Origin of the sequence: Planotetraspora mira (assembly GCF_016863275.1) — a bacterium.
In the GTDB taxonomy this organism is placed as follows: domain Bacteria; phylum Actinomycetota; class Actinomycetes; order Streptosporangiales; family Streptosporangiaceae; genus Planotetraspora; species Planotetraspora mira.
Genome location: NZ_BOOO01000047.1, coordinates 86,006 through 101,404, shown reverse-complemented (window position 1 = coordinate 101,404; position 15,399 = coordinate 86,006). Strand labels below are relative to the sequence as shown.

16 protein-coding genes and 2 tRNA genes are annotated in these 15,399 nt (G+C 66.2%); 8 read left to right on the top strand and 10 right to left on the bottom strand.

Annotation, left to right across the window (positions count from 1 at the left end):
- The first annotated feature begins 651 nt into the window (after window positions 1-651).
- Window positions 652-954: a tyrosine-type recombinase/integrase gene (locus Pmi06nite_RS43130; protein WP_203958007.1), complete on the top strand. Its 303-nt coding sequence runs from the start codon at window positions 652-654 to the stop codon at window positions 952-954.
- Between the two features lie 57 nt (window positions 955-1,011).
- Here the strand turns inward: Pmi06nite_RS43130 and Pmi06nite_RS37635 are convergent.
- The 7 genes from Pmi06nite_RS37635 to galU all read right to left on the bottom strand — a co-directional run bounded on the left by Pmi06nite_RS37635 (window position 1,012) and on the right by galU (window position 5,725).
- Window positions 1,012-1,088 (bottom strand) — tRNA-Ala (locus Pmi06nite_RS37635).
- A gap of 50 nt (window positions 1,089-1,138) precedes the next feature.
- Window positions 1,139-1,783: a divisome protein SepX/GlpR gene (sepX, locus tag Pmi06nite_RS37630; protein ID WP_203958006.1), complete on the bottom strand. Its 645-nt coding sequence runs from the start codon at window positions 1,781-1,783 to the stop codon at window positions 1,139-1,141.
- 181 nt (window positions 1,784-1,964) lie between these two features.
- Window positions 1,965-2,609, bottom strand: coding sequence for a GNAT family N-acetyltransferase (locus Pmi06nite_RS37625; protein WP_203958005.1), 645 nt, complete (start codon window positions 2,607-2,609; stop codon window positions 1,965-1,967).
- Between the two features lie 54 nt (window positions 2,610-2,663).
- A complete protein-coding gene (locus Pmi06nite_RS37620; RefSeq protein ID WP_203958004.1) occupies window positions 2,664-3,146 on the bottom strand; it encodes a MogA/MoaB family molybdenum cofactor biosynthesis protein in 483 nt (160 codons plus the stop codon).
- Between the two features lie 17 nt (window positions 3,147-3,163).
- Entirely contained in the window at window positions 3,164-3,634 is a 471-nt protein-coding gene (gene moaC / locus Pmi06nite_RS37615; protein WP_203958003.1) for a cyclic pyranopterin monophosphate synthase MoaC, read from the bottom strand.
- Entirely contained in the window at window positions 3,631-4,815 is a 1,185-nt protein-coding gene (glp, locus tag Pmi06nite_RS37610; RefSeq protein ID WP_203958002.1) for a molybdotransferase-like divisome protein Glp, read from the bottom strand. The genes moaC and glp overlap by 4 nt, the downstream gene beginning before the upstream one ends.
- 4 nt (window positions 4,816-4,819) lie before the next feature.
- Window positions 4,820-5,725: a UTP--glucose-1-phosphate uridylyltransferase GalU gene (gene galU / locus Pmi06nite_RS37605; RefSeq protein WP_203958001.1), complete on the bottom strand. Its 906-nt coding sequence runs from the start codon at window positions 5,723-5,725 to the stop codon at window positions 4,820-4,822.
- A 24-nt stretch (window positions 5,726-5,749) separates the two neighbouring features.
- Between galU and Pmi06nite_RS37600 the strand changes: the two genes are divergently transcribed.
- The 5 genes from Pmi06nite_RS37600 (at window position 5,750) to cpaB (ending at window position 10,062) form a co-directional block, all read left to right on the top strand.
- The gene (locus Pmi06nite_RS37600) at window positions 5,750-6,325 is read left to right on the top strand and encodes a 5-formyltetrahydrofolate cyclo-ligase (protein ID WP_203958000.1); all 576 of its coding nucleotides are present in this window, start codon (window positions 5,750-5,752) and stop codon (window positions 6,323-6,325) included.
- A gap of 32 nt (window positions 6,326-6,357) precedes the next feature.
- Window positions 6,358-7,863 carry a potassium/proton antiporter gene (locus Pmi06nite_RS37595; protein WP_203957999.1) on the top strand — a complete coding sequence of 502 codons (1,506 nt, stop codon included), beginning with the start codon at window positions 6,358-6,360 and terminating at the stop codon, window positions 7,861-7,863.
- Between the two features lie 227 nt (window positions 7,864-8,090).
- A complete protein-coding gene (locus tag Pmi06nite_RS37590) occupies window positions 8,091-8,438 on the top strand; it encodes an FmdB family zinc ribbon protein (protein ID WP_203957998.1) in 348 nt (115 codons plus the stop codon).
- Window positions 8,439-8,522: 84 nt separating this feature from the next.
- Window positions 8,523-9,329: an S-methyl-5'-thioadenosine phosphorylase gene (locus tag Pmi06nite_RS37585; RefSeq protein ID WP_203957997.1), complete on the top strand. Its 807-nt coding sequence runs from the start codon at window positions 8,523-8,525 to the stop codon at window positions 9,327-9,329.
- A gap of 139 nt (window positions 9,330-9,468) precedes the next feature.
- On the top strand, window positions 9,469-10,062 hold the full coding sequence (gene cpaB, locus Pmi06nite_RS37580) for a Flp pilus assembly protein CpaB (RefSeq protein ID WP_239114472.1): 594 nt from the start codon (window positions 9,469-9,471) through the stop codon (window positions 10,060-10,062).
- Between the two features lie 67 nt (window positions 10,063-10,129).
- On the opposite strand, the gene Pmi06nite_RS37575 is transcribed toward cpaB, so the two are convergent.
- Window positions 10,130-11,080: a D-alanyl-D-alanine carboxypeptidase family protein gene (locus tag Pmi06nite_RS37575; RefSeq protein ID WP_203957995.1), complete on the bottom strand. Its 951-nt coding sequence runs from the start codon at window positions 11,078-11,080 to the stop codon at window positions 10,130-10,132.
- Window positions 11,081-11,414: 334 nt separating this feature from the next.
- Window positions 11,415-12,263 (bottom strand): hypothetical protein, encoded by an 849-nt coding sequence (locus tag Pmi06nite_RS37570; protein WP_203957994.1) that lies wholly within the window; start codon window positions 12,261-12,263, stop codon window positions 11,415-11,417.
- A gap of 156 nt (window positions 12,264-12,419) precedes the next feature.
- On the opposite strand from Pmi06nite_RS37570, the gene Pmi06nite_RS37565 reads away from it, so the two are divergent.
- Together Pmi06nite_RS37565 and Pmi06nite_RS37560 are read left to right on the top strand one after the other, a co-directional pair.
- Window positions 12,420-12,492: transfer RNA gene (locus Pmi06nite_RS37565), tRNA-Arg, on the top strand.
- Between the two features lie 1,481 nt (window positions 12,493-13,973).
- Window positions 13,974-14,333: a hypothetical protein gene (locus Pmi06nite_RS37560; protein WP_203957993.1), complete on the top strand. Its 360-nt coding sequence runs from the start codon at window positions 13,974-13,976 to the stop codon at window positions 14,331-14,333.
- A gap of 97 nt (window positions 14,334-14,430) precedes the next feature.
- Here the strand turns inward: Pmi06nite_RS37560 and Pmi06nite_RS37555 are convergent, their stop codons facing one another.
- Complete coding sequence (locus Pmi06nite_RS37555) at window positions 14,431-15,087, bottom strand: hypothetical protein (RefSeq protein WP_203957992.1); 657 nt, start codon at window positions 15,085-15,087, stop codon at window positions 14,431-14,433.
- Window positions 15,088-15,399 lie beyond the last annotated feature (312 nt).

Genomic DNA, 15,399 nt, shown 5'->3' with positions numbered 1-15,399 from the left:
GGGCCACCTCAGGACTCTCGCTCAGGTGTCAGTGTCCCAGCGCTTCTTAGTTATCTCGATTCTTAGGCGCTTGCGGAGAGCATCAACTGCGGGGACGAGCGAGATCAGCATCCCGACCACGAGAGTGACCGCTGTGGCGATACCGGTGTCGTCAGCGGTTTCTACGCCTGCCCACAGAGACCCCGGGGCGGCGTGAGCTGCCAGGCGATGGCCGCTCCGGGGTCTCTACCAGGCGGTAGTCGCGCTGGCAGCTGGGGCCGGTCTGCGCTGGGGTGAGTGTGCGGGCCTGCGCTGGGATGCGCTCGACCTCGATACCGGGACGGTGAGAGTGCTCCAGGTCGCTGTAGAGGTCAACGGTCACGTCACCATCAAGCCATACCCCAAGTCCCGCGCAGGACGGAGGGAAGTGCCGCTTCCCGGGTTCGTCGTCGATCTCCTTAGCGCGCATAAGGGCACCTATCCCGCGGGGCCGCTCGGAGAGGTCTTCACTACGTCCCGTGGCGGCGCGCTTAGCCGACACACCTTCCGCGCTCGTGTCTGGCGGCCGTCCCTCGTCCGTGCGGGACTCCTCGGCGCCGTCATGCAGATGAGTCCGGATGCATTCCTCGGCGTCTGGCCAGACAAGCAAGGCATTCAGCAGAGGAAGGCGTTTTGACCAAGGAGGAAGCGGTCTCACAGGTTGCAAAACACGCCGGCGAAGGACTCCGGTTCCACGACCTCCGGCACTGCTACGCGACCTGGCTCGTCTCAGAAGGCGTCCCGGTGAACGATGTTGTGGGCCTTGTTGGGCATGAGCAGAACTCGACCACGCTCAACCGCTACACGCACGCATCGCGGGACCGAAGCAGCAGAGCTCGTGCAATCTTCGCTGACTTTTCGCTGACTCCAGAGACCACAGGGCCGGCGCAAGATCTACCGTCCACCCCGGAAGAAGATCGGCCCGAGGCTCCCTGAACGGCTCCTGAGCAGCAAAAAGGCCCGCCAGGCGTTCACCTGGCGGGCCTTTCGTCATGGTGGAGCTATGGGGATTTGAACCCCAGACCCCTTCGATGCGAACGAAGTGCGCTACCGGACTGCGCTATAGCCCCAATGACTCGACTAGATTAGCAAACTCTTGGGGCTCCCCGCGCCATCCGGATCAGTCTCCGACCGCACGGCGGCCATCGGCGTACTGGTCGAAGACCTGGTTGCGCCTGCGGGCCTCAAGCTGGATGATCTCCGCCTCGCGCGCCATCTCCTCCATGGCACGGTGGTGTTCCCGCTGCCGGCGCAGATGTTCCGCCCGTGCCCGCGCGGCCCTCTCGCGCTGCTCGGCATCGGCCTTGACGGCCACGCGGAGCACGGCGAGATAGCCCACGAGCAGCAGGCCCGAGGGCGCCACGCCCCACCAGGGCATCACTCGGACGGCAGCCGTGACCACGGACGCCAGGACGAGCAGCAGGCTCCACAGCAGGCGCCTGCGCCTGCGGGCGACGATGCTCGCGCGCCGCTGCCCCTCCGTACGGCGTGGCCGTACCGGAGCGGGAGCCTCGGCGGTGTCGGCCTCCACCGCATCGCGCGAAGGCTCCACAGGAGCAGGAGCAGAAACGGCAGCGGGAGCAGGCACCGGGGCAGGAGCCGGCTCGACATTGGAGCGGTCCGGAGCCGGCGCCTCGATGATCGTGTCGGCTTCGGCCTGCAGGTCGTCATATATCTCGACATGCCGGTCCCTGCGGAGCCACATGGGCAGCAGGACGCTGAGCCACATCACGACGATGGCGAGGTAGAGGAGGGCGCTACCCATCCGGCCACCTCCAGGCATGGCGAACACATCCGGGGACTCGAGTCGTCGGAGATGTGCTCACGTCACGCACCGTAAGACGGTGTGTCACTGATTGACGAGCATTCGGTCCGGTGTGTCGCGAGATCGTCAAAGCTGTTCATGTAATTCGATCCCGAGCGCACCTTCCCGGAGATCGTTTGAGCTAACCCGGGCTGGGCTCGCTCCGCCGGGCGTTGGAACCCTCCACCGTCCGGCGCCACTGGACCAGAAGGCCTCGTGGCACGTCCTCCACCGTCAGCGCGTAACAGATGTGATCACGCCACGCACCGTCGATGTGGAGCTGGCGCCTGCGGACCCCCTCCTCCCGGAAGCCAAGTTTCTCCACCACCCTGCGGCTGGCGTGGTTCTCTGGCCGAATGTTTGCCTCCAGCCGATGCAACCCTGTGGTGAAGAAACAGTGGTCCACGGCCATGGCCAGCGCGGTGGGGATGATGCCCCGGCCGGCGAGGGCGCCGTCGATCCAGTACCCCACCTGAGCCGAGCGGGCGGAGCCCCAGACGACCGCGCCGACGGTGAGCTGCCCCGCGAACTTGCCCTCGTGGGTGACCACCCAGGGCAGCGCGAGGCCCTGGCGAGCCTCACGGCGAAGGGTCCCGACCATCGAGACGTACGGCCCGAGCCCCGTCCTGAACAGGGGCGTCTCGGGGTTGCTCGGCTCCCACGGGCGCAGCCAGTCGGCATTGCGCAACCGGGTCTCCCGCCAGTCTCTGACGTCACGCATGCGCAGCGGCCGGAGCTCGATGGGCCCCTCCGCCAGGATGGCCGGCCAGCCGCGAAGTCGATCCATTAGTCAATCATCCACCTGAGGACGGTCAACGCGCCACGCGAGGCTCAGTCTCCCTCACGCCCCATGGTCACCGCCGTGAATCTGGTCGACGATGTGACCGAGAATCGGGCCGAGGATCGCCATGCCGTCCCGGACCCCACCCGTGGATCCGGGCAGATTGACGATCAGCGTCGAGCCCGCCTGCCCGGCGAGCCCCCGGGACAGGATCGAGGTCGGGACCCTCTCCCGGTTCGCCTGCCGTACGGCTTCGGCGATCCCCGGGATCTCCCGATCGAGGACGCGGCGGGTGTACTCGGGCGTGAGGTCCTGCGGGGTCACGCCGGTGCCGCCCGTCGAGACGATCACGTCGTATCCCTCGGCGACACCGGTGCGGAGCGCCGATTCCACGGGTTCGCCGTCGGGGACGACACGCGGCCCGTCGACGGGCTCACATCCGGCCTCGGCGAGCAGAGCGGCCAGGAGAGCGCCCGAGCTGTCCTGGTAGACCCCCGCGGAGACCCTGTTGGAGACTGTGATCACCAAAGCGCGCAAAGTCATTCCCCTCCCACGTTCGGTCAGTCCCGGGTCCAGACGCCGGTCTTGCCGCCGGTCTTCTCCTCGACCCGCACGTCGCCGATGACGGCCGCCGGATCGACCGCCTTGACCATGTCGACCAGGGCGAGCGCGGCGACCGTGACGGAAGTCAGCGCCTCCATCTCGACACCGGTCCGGTCGGCCGTACGGACCCGGGCGGTGATCTCCACGCCGGAGTCGACGACGGACAACTCGACCTCTACGCCGTGCAGCGCGATCGGGTGGCAGAGCGGCACCAGGTCGGGTGTGCGCTTGGCGCCCATGATCCCCGCGACCCTGGCCACGCCGAGCGCATCCCCCTTCGGGACGTTCCCCGAGCGCAGTGCGGCCACGGCCTCGGGCGAGAGGGCGACCCGCCCTGTCGCGGTGGCCGTTCGGACGCTGACGTCCTTGGCCGAGACGTCGACCATGCGGGCGGCGCCGGACTCGTCGATGTGGGTCAGACCGTTCACAGCGGGATCACCTCCACCTCGGCCCCCGCGGGGAGCTCCGTAACATCTTCCGGCACCACGACGAGCGCGTTCGCGGAGGCCAGCGCCGCGAGCTGATGGGATCCCTGACCTCGGACGGTGTCGACCGTCGTGCCGGACAGCACGCCCCTCAGGTAGGACCGCCTGCCTGACGGCGAGCGCAGAGCGGCGGTCGTGGTCGCCCGCACGGTCTCCGGCAGGTTCGCGGGCAGGCCCTGCATCCTGCGCAGCGCGGGCCGCACGAACAGGATGAAGGACACGAACGACGAGACCGGGTTCCCCGGCAACGCGAAGATCGGCACTTCGTCCGGTCCGACCACGCCGAAGCCTTGGGGCATGCCGGGCTGCATCGCCACCTTCTCGAACGAGACGGTCCCCAGCGGCGACAGGGCCTCCTTGACGGGCTCGTAGGCGCCCATAGAGACGCCCCCGCTGGTGATCACCGCGTCGGCGCGCACGAGCTGGGCGTCCAGCCTGTCGAGGAACACCTGCGGGTCGTCGGTCACGGCACCGGCCCGGAAGCCCTCTCCCCCGGCCTCCCGTACGGCCGCCGCCAGCATGAAGCTGTTGGACTCCCAGATCTGCCCGGGGGCCAGCGGCGAGCCCGGCTCGGCCAGCTCCGCCCCGGTGGACAGCACGACGACGCGCGGGCGGGGCCGTACCGTCACGCGCCGCCGGCCGACACCGGCGAGGATGCCCAGCTGGGCCGCGCCGATCCTGGTGCCCTCGCGGAGCACGACGTCTCCGCCCTTCACGTCCTCACCGGCACGCCGGACCGCATGGCCCGGGCCCGCCGGCTTGTGGATCGTGACCCTGGTGGTGCCGCCGTCGGTCCACTCCACCGGGACCACGGCGTCCGCGCCCGCGGGGAGCGGCGCGCCGGTCATGATGCGAGTGACCAGTCCCGGCCCGATGGCCCGCAGTTCGCCGTCGCCGGCGGCGATGTCCTCGATCACCGGCAACGAGACCGGCGCGGCCGCCACATCCTCGGCTCGTACGGCATAGCCGTCCATGGCGGAGTTGTCGAACGGCGGCAGCGGCACGGGCGAGGACACGTCCTCGGCCAGCACGCAGCCGAGCGCCCGCTCCAACTCGACCTCGAGAGGCGCGAGAGGCTGGACGGTGGCGAGGATGTCGGCGAGGTGGCGGTCGACGGGCTTCATGACTCTAGGATCCGGCCTGGTCGAGGAACTCTCGCAGCCAGGGCAGGAAGTCGGGCGCCAGGTCGTCGCGTGCGGCGGCGAACTGGACGACGGTGCGGAGATAGTCGAGCTTGTTCCCGGTGTCGTAGCGGCGGCCGCGGAACAGCACTCCGTGGACGGGACCGCCCTCGTCGGGCGATCGGGAGGCCAGGGTCCGCAGGGCGTCGGTCAGCTGGATCTCCCCGCCGCGCCCGGGCGGAGTGTTCTCCAGCACCTCGAACACCGCGGGATCGATCACGTAACGGCCGATGATCGCCCAGTTGGACGGCGCCTCGTCCGCGGGCGGCTTCTCCACCAGGTCGGTGACGCGGACCACGTCGTCCTCCCCTGTCGCGACGATCGCGGCCGCGCCGTACAGCGAGACCTGCTCGTTCGGGACCTCCATGAGGGCGATGACGCTGCCGCCGTAGGTGGCGCGGACCTCGATCATGCGCTTCAGCAGCGGGTCACGCGGGTCGATGAGGTCGTCGCCGAGCAGGCAGGCGAACGGCTCGTCGCCGACGTGCTGCTTGGCGCACAGAACGGCATGACCGAGTCCCTTCGGCTCGCCCTGCCGTACGTAGTGCATGGTCGCGAGATCGACGAGATCCTGGACCTGCGACAGCCGCTCCTCGTCGCCCTTGGCGCGCAGGGCGTCCTCGAGCTCGTACGCCACGTCGAAATGATCCTCGATGGAGCGCTTGTTGCGGCCGGTCACCATGAGGACGTCGAGCAGTCCGGCGGAGACGGCCTCCTCCACGACATACTGAATGGCCGGTTTATCGACGATCGGGAGCATTTCCTTGGGGGTGGCCTTCGTCGCGGGGAGGAACCTGGTTCCGAGACCCGCGGCCGGCATTACAGCTTTGGTCACAGGATCGAAGTCAGCCATGGTTGAACATTAACGGAGCAGGCTATGGACAAGGCGAACCTGCGTCAGCGGATCTTGCGCAGCCGGGCCGAACTCAGCGAGGAGACCCTCAAGAAGTCCTCGGCCGCGGTGCGCGAACTGCTGCTCGACCAGCCATGGGTGCAGATGGCGGGACTCGTCGCCTGCTACTGGTCGTTCGGCAGCGAGCCGTCGACACACGGTTTGATCTTCGCGTTGTGGAAGCACGGCACGACCGTGATCCTCCCGGTACAACGCGCGGACGGCGACCTGGACTGGGCGGTCTACGACGGCCCGGACTCCCTCGCGCCGGGACCACTCGGGATCATGGAGCCGGTGGACACCCGCCGGGGCGTGGACACCATCCGCACCGCGGGCCTCGTGCTGGTCCCGGCGCTGGCGGTGGACAGGTCGACAGGAGTACGGCTCGGCAGGGGCCGCGGGTTCTACGACCGGGCGCTCGCCCGCGTGGGGCCGAACGTGCCGACGGTCGCGCTGCTCCATGACGGCGAGTTGGTCGACGGCGTGCCCGCCGAGCCGCACGACCAGCGGGTACGGTTCTCCGCCCTCCCCGCAGGAATCATTGAGTTGGTGCAAATGTGAAAAGATTGGCGTAGCGCGAGGAAGGGGGGCAGGTGGGTCTGAACGTCTGGCTTCTCCTGTCCGCCACCGTCGTCATCGCGGCAATCGCGTCCGTCCGGATCGCCCATCGCACCGGCCTTCCCAGCCTGCTGATCTACCTCGGCCTCGGCCTTCTCCTCGGGGAGTCGGGCCTGGGCGGCATCCACTTCGAGAACGCCGAGATCGCCCAGCAACTCGGCCTCATCGCGCTCGCCGTCATCCTCGCCGAGGGCGGCCTGACCACCAACTGGAACCACGTCCGCACCGCCGTCCCCCTGGCTCTGGTCCTCGCGACGGCGGGCATCGCGGTCAGCATCGTCGCACTCGCGGTGGCCGTGCACGCGCTGCTGGGCATGGACTGGCGGTTCGCCCTGCTGCTCGGCGCGGTCCTCGCCTCGACCGACGCGGCGGCGGTGTTCTCGGTGTTGCGGCGCCTGCCCCTGCCTCCGCGCCTGGCCGGCATCCTCGAGGCGGAGTCGGGCTTCAACGACGCACCCACGGTCATCGTCGTGATGATGCTGAGCACGGTCACGCAGCCGATGCCGGCGGTGTCGTCCGTACTGATCGAGACCGCCTACGAGCTCGTCGTCGGAGCGGCGGTGGGCCTCGTGGTCGCGCCCGCGGCGGCCTACGCGCTGCGCCGGGTGGCGCTGCCCGCCTCGGGCCTGTACCCCATCGCGGTGCTCGCCCTGGCGTTCGTGGCCTACAGCGGCGCGACGCTGCTGCACGGCAGCGGATTCCTCGCCGTCTACATCGCGACGCTGATCCTCGGCAACTCCCGGCTGCCTCACCGGGCGGCGACCAGGGGCTTCGCCGAGGGGGCGGCCTGGCTCTCGCAGATCGGGCTGTTCGTCATGCTGGGCATCCTCGCCAGCCCGTCGGAGCTTCCCGGCGTGGTCATCCCGGCCATCGTCTCGGGGCTGGTGCTCGTGCTGATCGCCCGGCCGGTGTCCGTCGTGGTGTGTGCCGCACTCGCCCGGTTGGTGGGGATCGGCAGCGTCTCGTGGCGCGAGCAGGTGTTCCTGTCGTGGGCCGGGCTCCGCGGCGCGGTGCCCATCGTGCTGGCCACGATCCCCTGGGCCGCCGGGATGCCCGACGCCAAGGGGCTGTTCAACGACGTCTTCATCATCGTCGTCGTGTTCACGGTGCTCCAGGGCCCGACATTGCCCTATCTCGCGCGCATCCTCGATCTGTCGGCGGAGGGCGAGGCCCGCGATCTCGACGTGGAGGCCGCGCCCCTCGAGGAGCTCAACGCCGACCTGCTCCAGGTCCGCATCCCGCCGGGATCGAAGATGCACGGCGTGGAGATCTTCGAGCTCCGCCTCCCCGCGAACACGCTCGTGACGATGGTCGTGCGGGGCGACCGGTCGTTCGTGCCGTCGGACACGACAAGACTGCGGGTGGAGGACCAGCTTCTGGTCGTCACGACCGCTCCCCAGCGGGAAGCCGTGGAGCGCCGCCTGCGCGCGGTCAGCCGGCGCGGCAAGCTGGCCGGCTGGTACGGCGAACGCGGCGGTTAGCCGTACTCGGCCGGCCTGTTGATCGATCGTGGATCGGCCACGGAGCATGGGCGTGCTGATCGGTTTCGAGGGGCACTGTGGGGCGGTGGAGTGCTGTGGGACGGTACGGTGCGGTGTGCGCGGCTTGATGCGGCGGCGCAATAAACCGGGCTTGAGTGGCGTTTCAGCTCGTTGACTGCTTACCATTAGCAGTCGAACGGGTCGAGTGCCAGTTTCAGGAGGAGCGCGTGCCCACCTACCAGTACGCCTGTACCGTCTGCGGTGAGCAGCTGGAGGCCGTCCAGAAGTTCACCGACGACCCGCTCACGGAGTGCCCGCAGTGCCAGGGCAAGCTGCGCAAGGTCTTCTCCCCGGTCGGCATCGTGTTCAAGGGTTCGGGCTTCTACCGCACCGACAGCCGGTCGTCGAGCTCGTCCACCGCGCCCGCGTCGACCTCCACGAGCGACTCCAAGAAGCCGGCGGCCGACGCGAGCAAGACGTCGAGCGACACGGCCAAGAAGGAGCCCGCGGCCGCCTCCGGGAGCTCCTCGTCCACCACGTCGACGACGAGCTCTTCCACCACCTCCGCCGCGTGACGACGGGCCCGGCATCGACCGGGCCCGCACGGGTTATCCACAGCCTGCAATCGCAGCCGATACGGATTCGTTAAGGTCGGCCGCATGACGAATCGCGCGGAGATCGGGGTCATCGGCGGCTCGGGTCTCTACTCCCTGCTCGATGACGCCGAAGAGATCAGCGTGGCGACGCCGTATGGCCCGCCGAGTGACACCGTGACGTTGGGCCGGATCGGGGACCGTTCCGTGGCCTTCATCCCTCGCCACGGGCGAGAGCACGTCTTTCCCCCTCATCGCATCCCTTACCGGGCAAATCTGTGGGCCCTGCGCTCTCTTGGCGTCCGACAGGTGCTCGCCCCGAGTGCCGTCGGATCCCTGCGCCCCGAGATCGGGCCGGGCGCCCTGGTCGTTCCCGACCAGCTTGTGGACCGTACGACCAGCCGTGTGCAGACCTACTACGACGCCGGCGGCGCCGTCCACGTGTCGTTCGCGGACCCCTACTGCCCCTCAGGCCGGGCCGTCGCCGTGGCGAAGGCGCAGGAGACGGAGTGGAACACCGTCGACGGAGGCACGCTCGTCGTGATCGAGGGCCCTCGGTTCTCCACCCGGGCGGAATCGAGGTGGTTCTCCGACGCCGGCTGGTCGATCATCGGCATGACCGGCCACCCCGAGGCGGTGCTCGCTCGCGAGTTGGCCCTCTGCTACACGTCCCTGTGCCTGGTGACCGACCACGACGCCGGTGTCGAGGCCGGTGAGGGGGTCACGCACGAGGAGGTGCTCGCCTTCTTCGCCGCCAACGTCGAGCGGATGCGCACGCTGGTCAGCGAGGCCGTCGAGGGCCTTCCCCTCGACCGTCCCTGCTCGTGCGGAGACGCCCTGGACGGCCTCAAGCTCCCCTTCGACCTTCCGTAGCCCGCCGCGCGTGCCTTCCGGACCGGGGGCCCATATGCGGCCTTCGGCGGGTCGGCATGGATCGGCGGCGCACTGAGCCCGACCCACGGCGGGCAGCCATGCATGTGATCTCGAGGATCGGAGGGCCACGATGCCCGCGATGAGGCGCGTCCTCGCACGACGCCGCCGTTTGATCGCCGCGCTACTGGCAGGCCTCGCGATGGCGTGCGTGCTGATGGCCGTCCGGCAGCCTCAGGGCGTGCCGGTCCTCGCCGCGGCTCGCGATCTGAGTGGCGGCCGCCTGGCCGCCACCGACGTCATGACCGTACGGCTCCCGCCGGACGCCGTGCCCGACGGCGCGTTCCCGGCGGGGTCGGCGGTGACGGGACGGGTGGTCGCGGGGCCGGTGCGCCGGGGCGAGCCGCTCACGGACGCCCGGCTGCTCGGCCAGGGCCTGCTCGCGGCGCGGGAGCCGGGGATGATGGCCACTCCCGTGCGGATCGCCGACCCCGACGCGGCGAGGTTGCTCTCCCCCGGCGACGTGATCGACGTGCTGGCCGCCTTCGAAGGGGACGCCCAGCAGGCGCTCGCCGTAGCGCACGAGGTGAGGGTGCTGGCCCGTCCGGTGGAGGAGACGACGGAGGGGTCGGAGTCCGGCGCGCTGCTCGTGCTGGCGACGAGCCCGTCAGAGGCGGCTCAGCTCGCCCAAGCACAGGCCCAAGCCCGGCTCTCCGTCACCATCCATCCACGATGAAAGGCCGTGTCCTCCACGGGGGTTCTTCACGGGGCGATCTCTGTTCTTGGCGGGGCGATCTCTGTGATCAGACGCGGGCACCGAGCTTGGGGTCGTACTCCCAGTGCCACGGCTCGAAGGGGTTGCTGTAGGCCCACGACGGGTGGATGAACCCGAAGCGCTTGCTGTTGGCCTCCAGCCAGTTGAACTGGGCCGACCCGGAGTTCTGCACACCGCCGCAGAGGTCGACGGCCAGGCCCAGACCGTGGTTGCTCCGGCCGGGAACGGCGGCGAACCCGGGGCGCGAATAGTAGACAGCCTGTTGCGAGGCGAGACTGCGGTAGCTGTCGGTCACGCACATCTGCCTGCCGAACTGCTTCTGGTAGGACAGGTTGAGGTCGGCGAAGGCGATCGCCGCGTCGGCCCGCAGTTCCCTTCCCGCCTGGGGCAGGGGGCAGAGGCTGCTCTTGGGGAGCAGGCCGTTGGGGTACTGCGCCGCGGTGGAGATCCGAGTGGGGTCGCAGGCGCCCGCTCCACGATGGCCCTGGTTCACCTTGACGCCCATCTTGGTCAGCGTCTGCGTCAGCGACTTCACCAGATCGGATGACTTCGCCCGCAAGCTGTCGACCTGGTGGTCGAGCTGGGCCTCTTCCAGGAGGTTGGCCGATCGAAGATCCTGAGCCTCGGCGGCGAGCTTCTCCTTGTCCTTCAGCAGCCGCGCCGCATCGTCGAGGATCTTGTTGCGTCCGACGGCCAGGTGGTCGACGTCGCTCATCGCGCGCAGTGTCGCGGTGCCGTCGCCCTGGGCGAAGAGCGGCCCGATCCCGGTGGCGGAAGGGTTCTGGTAGACGGACTCGACCAGATCCGAGAGCGGCTTGCGCATTGACGCCAACTCCTGGTTGGCCTTCCCCAGCTGCCTCAGCTTGGACGCCAGCTTCTTCTGCGAGGAGTCGAACTGCTTCTTCCTGGCGTCCAGCTGCTTGGACGCGTCACCGATCGCCTTGTAGGCCTCTTGGGCCTGCTTGCGGAGTGCCGTCAAGCTGGGCTCCTTGGCCGCTTCGACGGATTCGCCGGCCGCTTGGGAACCTGTCTCCGATGTGGAGGCGGCTTCGCTGATGGCCGTCTCTGAAGCCACAGGGACGAAGCGGGACGTGCCGGACGAGACCCCTACGACAGAGGCCACCGCCATGACGGCCGCGATCAGACCAGCCGACCGAGGAGACGGCACGATCAACTCCTCTTTACGAACTCGTGACTTCGGTCAGGCACGCACGTTACTACAGCCGCCCGAGTCCCCGGGCTCGGTCGCCGAATGCGATAGGTACCGATCACGGTCCAATTTGGAGACTTGTCCGGTCAGTCGTTAATGGCCTTTATGGGTGGCCGCCGCGTTCCTTGCACAGGTCCCACAGCCAGGTGTCCTGCCAGTCGAGGGCACAGGTGAGCTCGGCCTGCTCCTTCTTCTCGACCGGTGGCGCCTTGGCCACCGTGGCCGGCCGGGCCTTGCCTGCAACAGCCTGCGGTGCCGCCGCGGGCTTGCGAATGATGATCAGCTGGCCGTACACGCGGGAGGGGCCCGAAGGTGGGGGCACAGCCGTCGGCTCCATGACCTGCCGACCCGGTACGGCTCCCGCCGCCGGAGCCGTATTGGCCGCGTCGGACGACGCCGAGCCGGCCGCATCGGCTGGTGCCGCGCCCTCGGCGGCAGCATTTGCCGCTGCGTTTTGGCTGGCGTCTTGGACGACGTTCTGTGGGGCGCCTTGGGCGGCGACTGGTGCGGCGGCACCAGCGGCGCCTGGCCGTACCGCGTGGCGACCATCCGCCAGGGCGCCGGGCTTGTTTCCGCCCGCCACGTCTTGAGTCTCGGCGTTGGCCACCGACTGAATGTTGGGGAGGCTCTTGGTCTCGGCACCGCGGGGATCCTGGGCCATTCGCCCGTGAGGATGACCCGTGGGGAGACCAGGCATGGAGACGTTCTGGATCGTCCCCTGGGAGAAGTCGTACGCCTCTCCGTTCCTGGCCGTTGAGGCCTGAGGGTGCAGAGGAGATCTCGCCTTGCCGGCCGCTTGGATGGAGCCACCAGTGGCCCCCCGAGCGGTTGCCTCGTAGCCGGTGATCTCGGCCATGAGCATGCCCGAGGCGAGGACCGCTGGCGCGGTCAACCCTACGACGAGCACCACGAGGCGCAGCCTGCGGAAGTATTTGCGTCGCAATCCGGTCACGAACAGTGACGGTAGCCAGCTCCGACACGGAGGAACTCGCCCACTTGCCAGGGCTTTACCGCAGTTCAGCCACGCGATGACCTATCAGCTTCGAGCCACGCCCCTACTGAGGCGCGCGCTGTGCCAACTCTTCGCTAGGCTTACAGAGCACATCACGCCTCCGTAGCTCAGGGGATAGAGCACCGCTCTCCTAAAGCGGGTGCCGCAGGTTCGAATCCTGCCGGGGGCACTTTTTCGACCTTGAGATCTAGGCTCTGACCTGGGATTCTCCTCCGTGATCTCTCACACTTCGATGCAGCTGTAGGTCACCGGAAGCAGCCCCATGTCAGGGGTCGCGGGATATCCGCGGGATGAAACCTGATAGGTAGCGCGAGGTCGAGGCTCGGAACGCGGCAGGACGGAGCCGCGACCAGGAGCAGCCGGGCGGAACGTTGATCACCTTGTGTCCCGTTTGGCGACCATGGACGACGTCGACCCTGCCTACGAAAGTTCGGTGAGCGGCGACATCGCTACACCCTTCGGTCTGTCCTCATCGAGACCGAGATTGCAGACTTATAAGCGCAGCACAGGGATAGAGCATGCCCGAGGCCTATCGCAACTTCCTCACCGTCGTCGGCCCTGGAGGAGCCGGCCACATTACGCGAACGAGATACCTTATGCCGGATTCGGGCATGCCCCTGAGTGCACCACTGCCTCTACATGCGGACACACTCGCCCGCCAAGCACGTAGGCCGGATATGACGATATCTCGCGACTTAGATGTGCTTCGCTGCCATGTTGGCCCACAATCGTGTTATGCAGCTCACGGACGTAGACCTTGCATCGCTCATAGGCCGGCTCATCAACGCATTTCGGCGACAGGTGCCCCTAGGGAAATTATGGATCTACGAACGCACCACAATGAAGGTACGAGAGGAGACGAAATTCATCAAAAAATGCGTTGATCAGCTTCCAGCCCCATTCAACAGTCCGACGCTGCGCAGGAGGATGTCCATAGCTGCGGGCCGCAGGACAGTTTGGCGGCAAATATCACCAAAGCCCAGTGAAACCTTCGCACTTATTCTAATTTTCTCATTCTTGACGTGGTCTGGCACGGGCGCCATCCTAATCTATGGGGTCCAAGCCAACTCTAACACTAGGGCCCTCATACTCTCTCTCCTGATTTTTGGCGGAACACAATTACTCATAGCCACGTCCATCCGCCCTTATGTTCGACGCCTAGACCATAGGGCACTACATTTAGATCTCGACAATCCGCGGACTAGAAGACATTTTCAAGGGTTACTCCTCGGCATACTCGCACTGTCTTTTTGTCTGGTACTGATAAGTGCAGCCGGAATTGACATAAATGAATACGCACAAGCTGCACAGCTGCTTGGCCTATGCATGTCAGCAGCCGGTCCGATCACGTTGGTCGCGGAACACTTCAGGAGTCGATGCCTGCGTCGCAAACACACACCACCCACCCCTTTAGATGCTGTAGCTTTAGACCTGCTAGTAATTAGCTATTGGGTTAATTGGTGTCGCACACATCGACGTTGGACACGCCCATCGAACACAGTAAAGCTTATTGCAGAGCTGGAGAGAGTTAGTCGCGAGGCCGAGAACTTCGCTGTAGGACGAGTTCCATTGTGGGATATCGAAACCCGAAGGAGAGTGCGCAGGACTGGATTACAACTTGCGTCGATAATTCGGTCCCACAAGCCAGCCTTGGCCCAAGCTATCTCCGCGACCGACTTCGAAAGAGTAGCTATCTCGATGTGCGAATTATTAGATAAATGGATGTGCGGACATCTGGCTACTCTTTGGGAGTCGGCGCCAGAGATACCATTGCGGGACCGTTTGCGTCGAATCATCGAGCGCGCATGGCCGTCCGTTGTCCTTCTAGGACTGGGCATCGCATTGCCCATGTTGCCTGTTTTTACAGGCGCCGAGCAAGCTGCCCAAAGCGTCCGAATAACACTGATTGTTGCTGCCATTGTTGCGGTTGCTACCGGTGGGGTTAATGTGGCCGAACAAGTAAGTTCGAGCCTCGACAAACATATACCCGCCGCCAATAAATCCGAATGACGCCAAGCTCCTGACTCTCTTGCACCCAGCAGGCGCATGCGACATAAGCGGTTGATCTGCCAGCCAATCGTCTCGAAACTCACAAGTTGCTGACTGATTATCCGTGGCCAGACTCTATGGCTCTAAACAATGAGATGGAAAGATCCTCCGCTGCGTCGACGAAAGAAAGCGCAGCACTATGAGACGGTTTACTGCGGGGATCGTGAAGCGCTTCGTTGCGAATTCTATACAATTCCAAAATCTGTGGTGCCACTTCGTTGATTGGCCTTGCTTCTTCGAGTGAGCGTATTTCTCGCAGCCTTCTCATGAAACTAGCGCCGGGCGAATCTAAATTTCCCAACCCCCGTAGGTCTAGCCGCTGCCCAGCTTCCCGTAGCGTAATTGTTACTCTGGACCACGCAAATGCGATTGCTATATCCGGCTCAGTTCGTGCATAGCTTCGCGCATGCTGGAATGCATGTATTAGATTTTGCTCGCTCCACTGTATGACCGCTTCTGCCGGGTCGACACGAGCAGATGTAGGGGAATTGTCCTGAGGCGGGACTGGAGAAGCTTCCAGAATTGCGGCCGCCTTTACCGCAAGTTCTTCCACCTTCTCCTCAAATTTTGCGGACACCCCTAAGCCGTTGATCTCTGTGAGACGCTCCTCCAGAAGCCTCCGGATTGACTTTCGGAATCCCAGGCTCACGATGCCGATCAGCAGTGGCCATGCCATGACCTTCAGATACTCCAAGAGGAGCTTTGCGACTTCCACGGATAGATCATCCCGCCTATATGACACGCAGCTTTGCAACGCGACCAAATCGATATCAGCCAGGAGGGCGCATCAACTGGCGATCCTGTGTCCATCGGCAGCTCCGTGCCACACCAAGCTCTACATGCGCTGCGAAGGGTTAACACACAGTTGAAGGATGGCGCGCTGCCCTCGCCCGGGTCAGGTCATCGAAGCCATCCTTGTACTCCAACGCCGAGCTGCGGATGAAAGCGATTCAATAGACACGCTCAAGTCGACGTGTTCCCCTTCGTCGCGTGACGCCATCATGGCCGTTCTTCGTCACGCGTCCAG

What these genes read in the sequence shown, in the direction of transcription:
- cpaB (WP_239114472.1), top strand. Translation starts at nt 9,469, where the DNA reads ATGAGGCGCGTCCTCGCACGACGCCGCCGTTTGATCGCCGCGCTACTG.
- Pmi06nite_RS37625 (WP_203958005.1), bottom strand. Translation starts at nt 2,609, where the DNA reads ATGGATCGACTTCGCGGCTGGCCGGCCATCCTGGCGGAGGGGCCCATC.
- Pmi06nite_RS37585 (WP_203957997.1), top strand. Translation starts at nt 8,523, where the DNA reads ATGACGAATCGCGCGGAGATCGGGGTCATCGGCGGCTCGGGTCTCTAC.
- galU (WP_203958001.1), bottom strand. Translation starts at nt 5,725, where the DNA reads ATGGCTGACTTCGATCCTGTGACCAAAGCTGTAATGCCGGCCGCGGGT.
- sepX (WP_203958006.1), bottom strand. Translation starts at nt 1,783, where the DNA reads ATGGGTAGCGCCCTCCTCTACCTCGCCATCGTCGTGATGTGGCTCAGC.
- Pmi06nite_RS37600 (WP_203958000.1), top strand. Translation starts at nt 5,750, where the DNA reads ATGGACAAGGCGAACCTGCGTCAGCGGATCTTGCGCAGCCGGGCCGAA.
- Pmi06nite_RS37620 (WP_203958004.1), bottom strand. Translation starts at nt 3,146, where the DNA reads ATGACTTTGCGCGCTTTGGTGATCACAGTCTCCAACAGGGTCTCCGCG.
- glp (WP_203958002.1), bottom strand. Translation starts at nt 4,815, where the DNA reads ATGAAGCCCGTCGACCGCCACCTCGCCGACATCCTCGCCACCGTCCAG.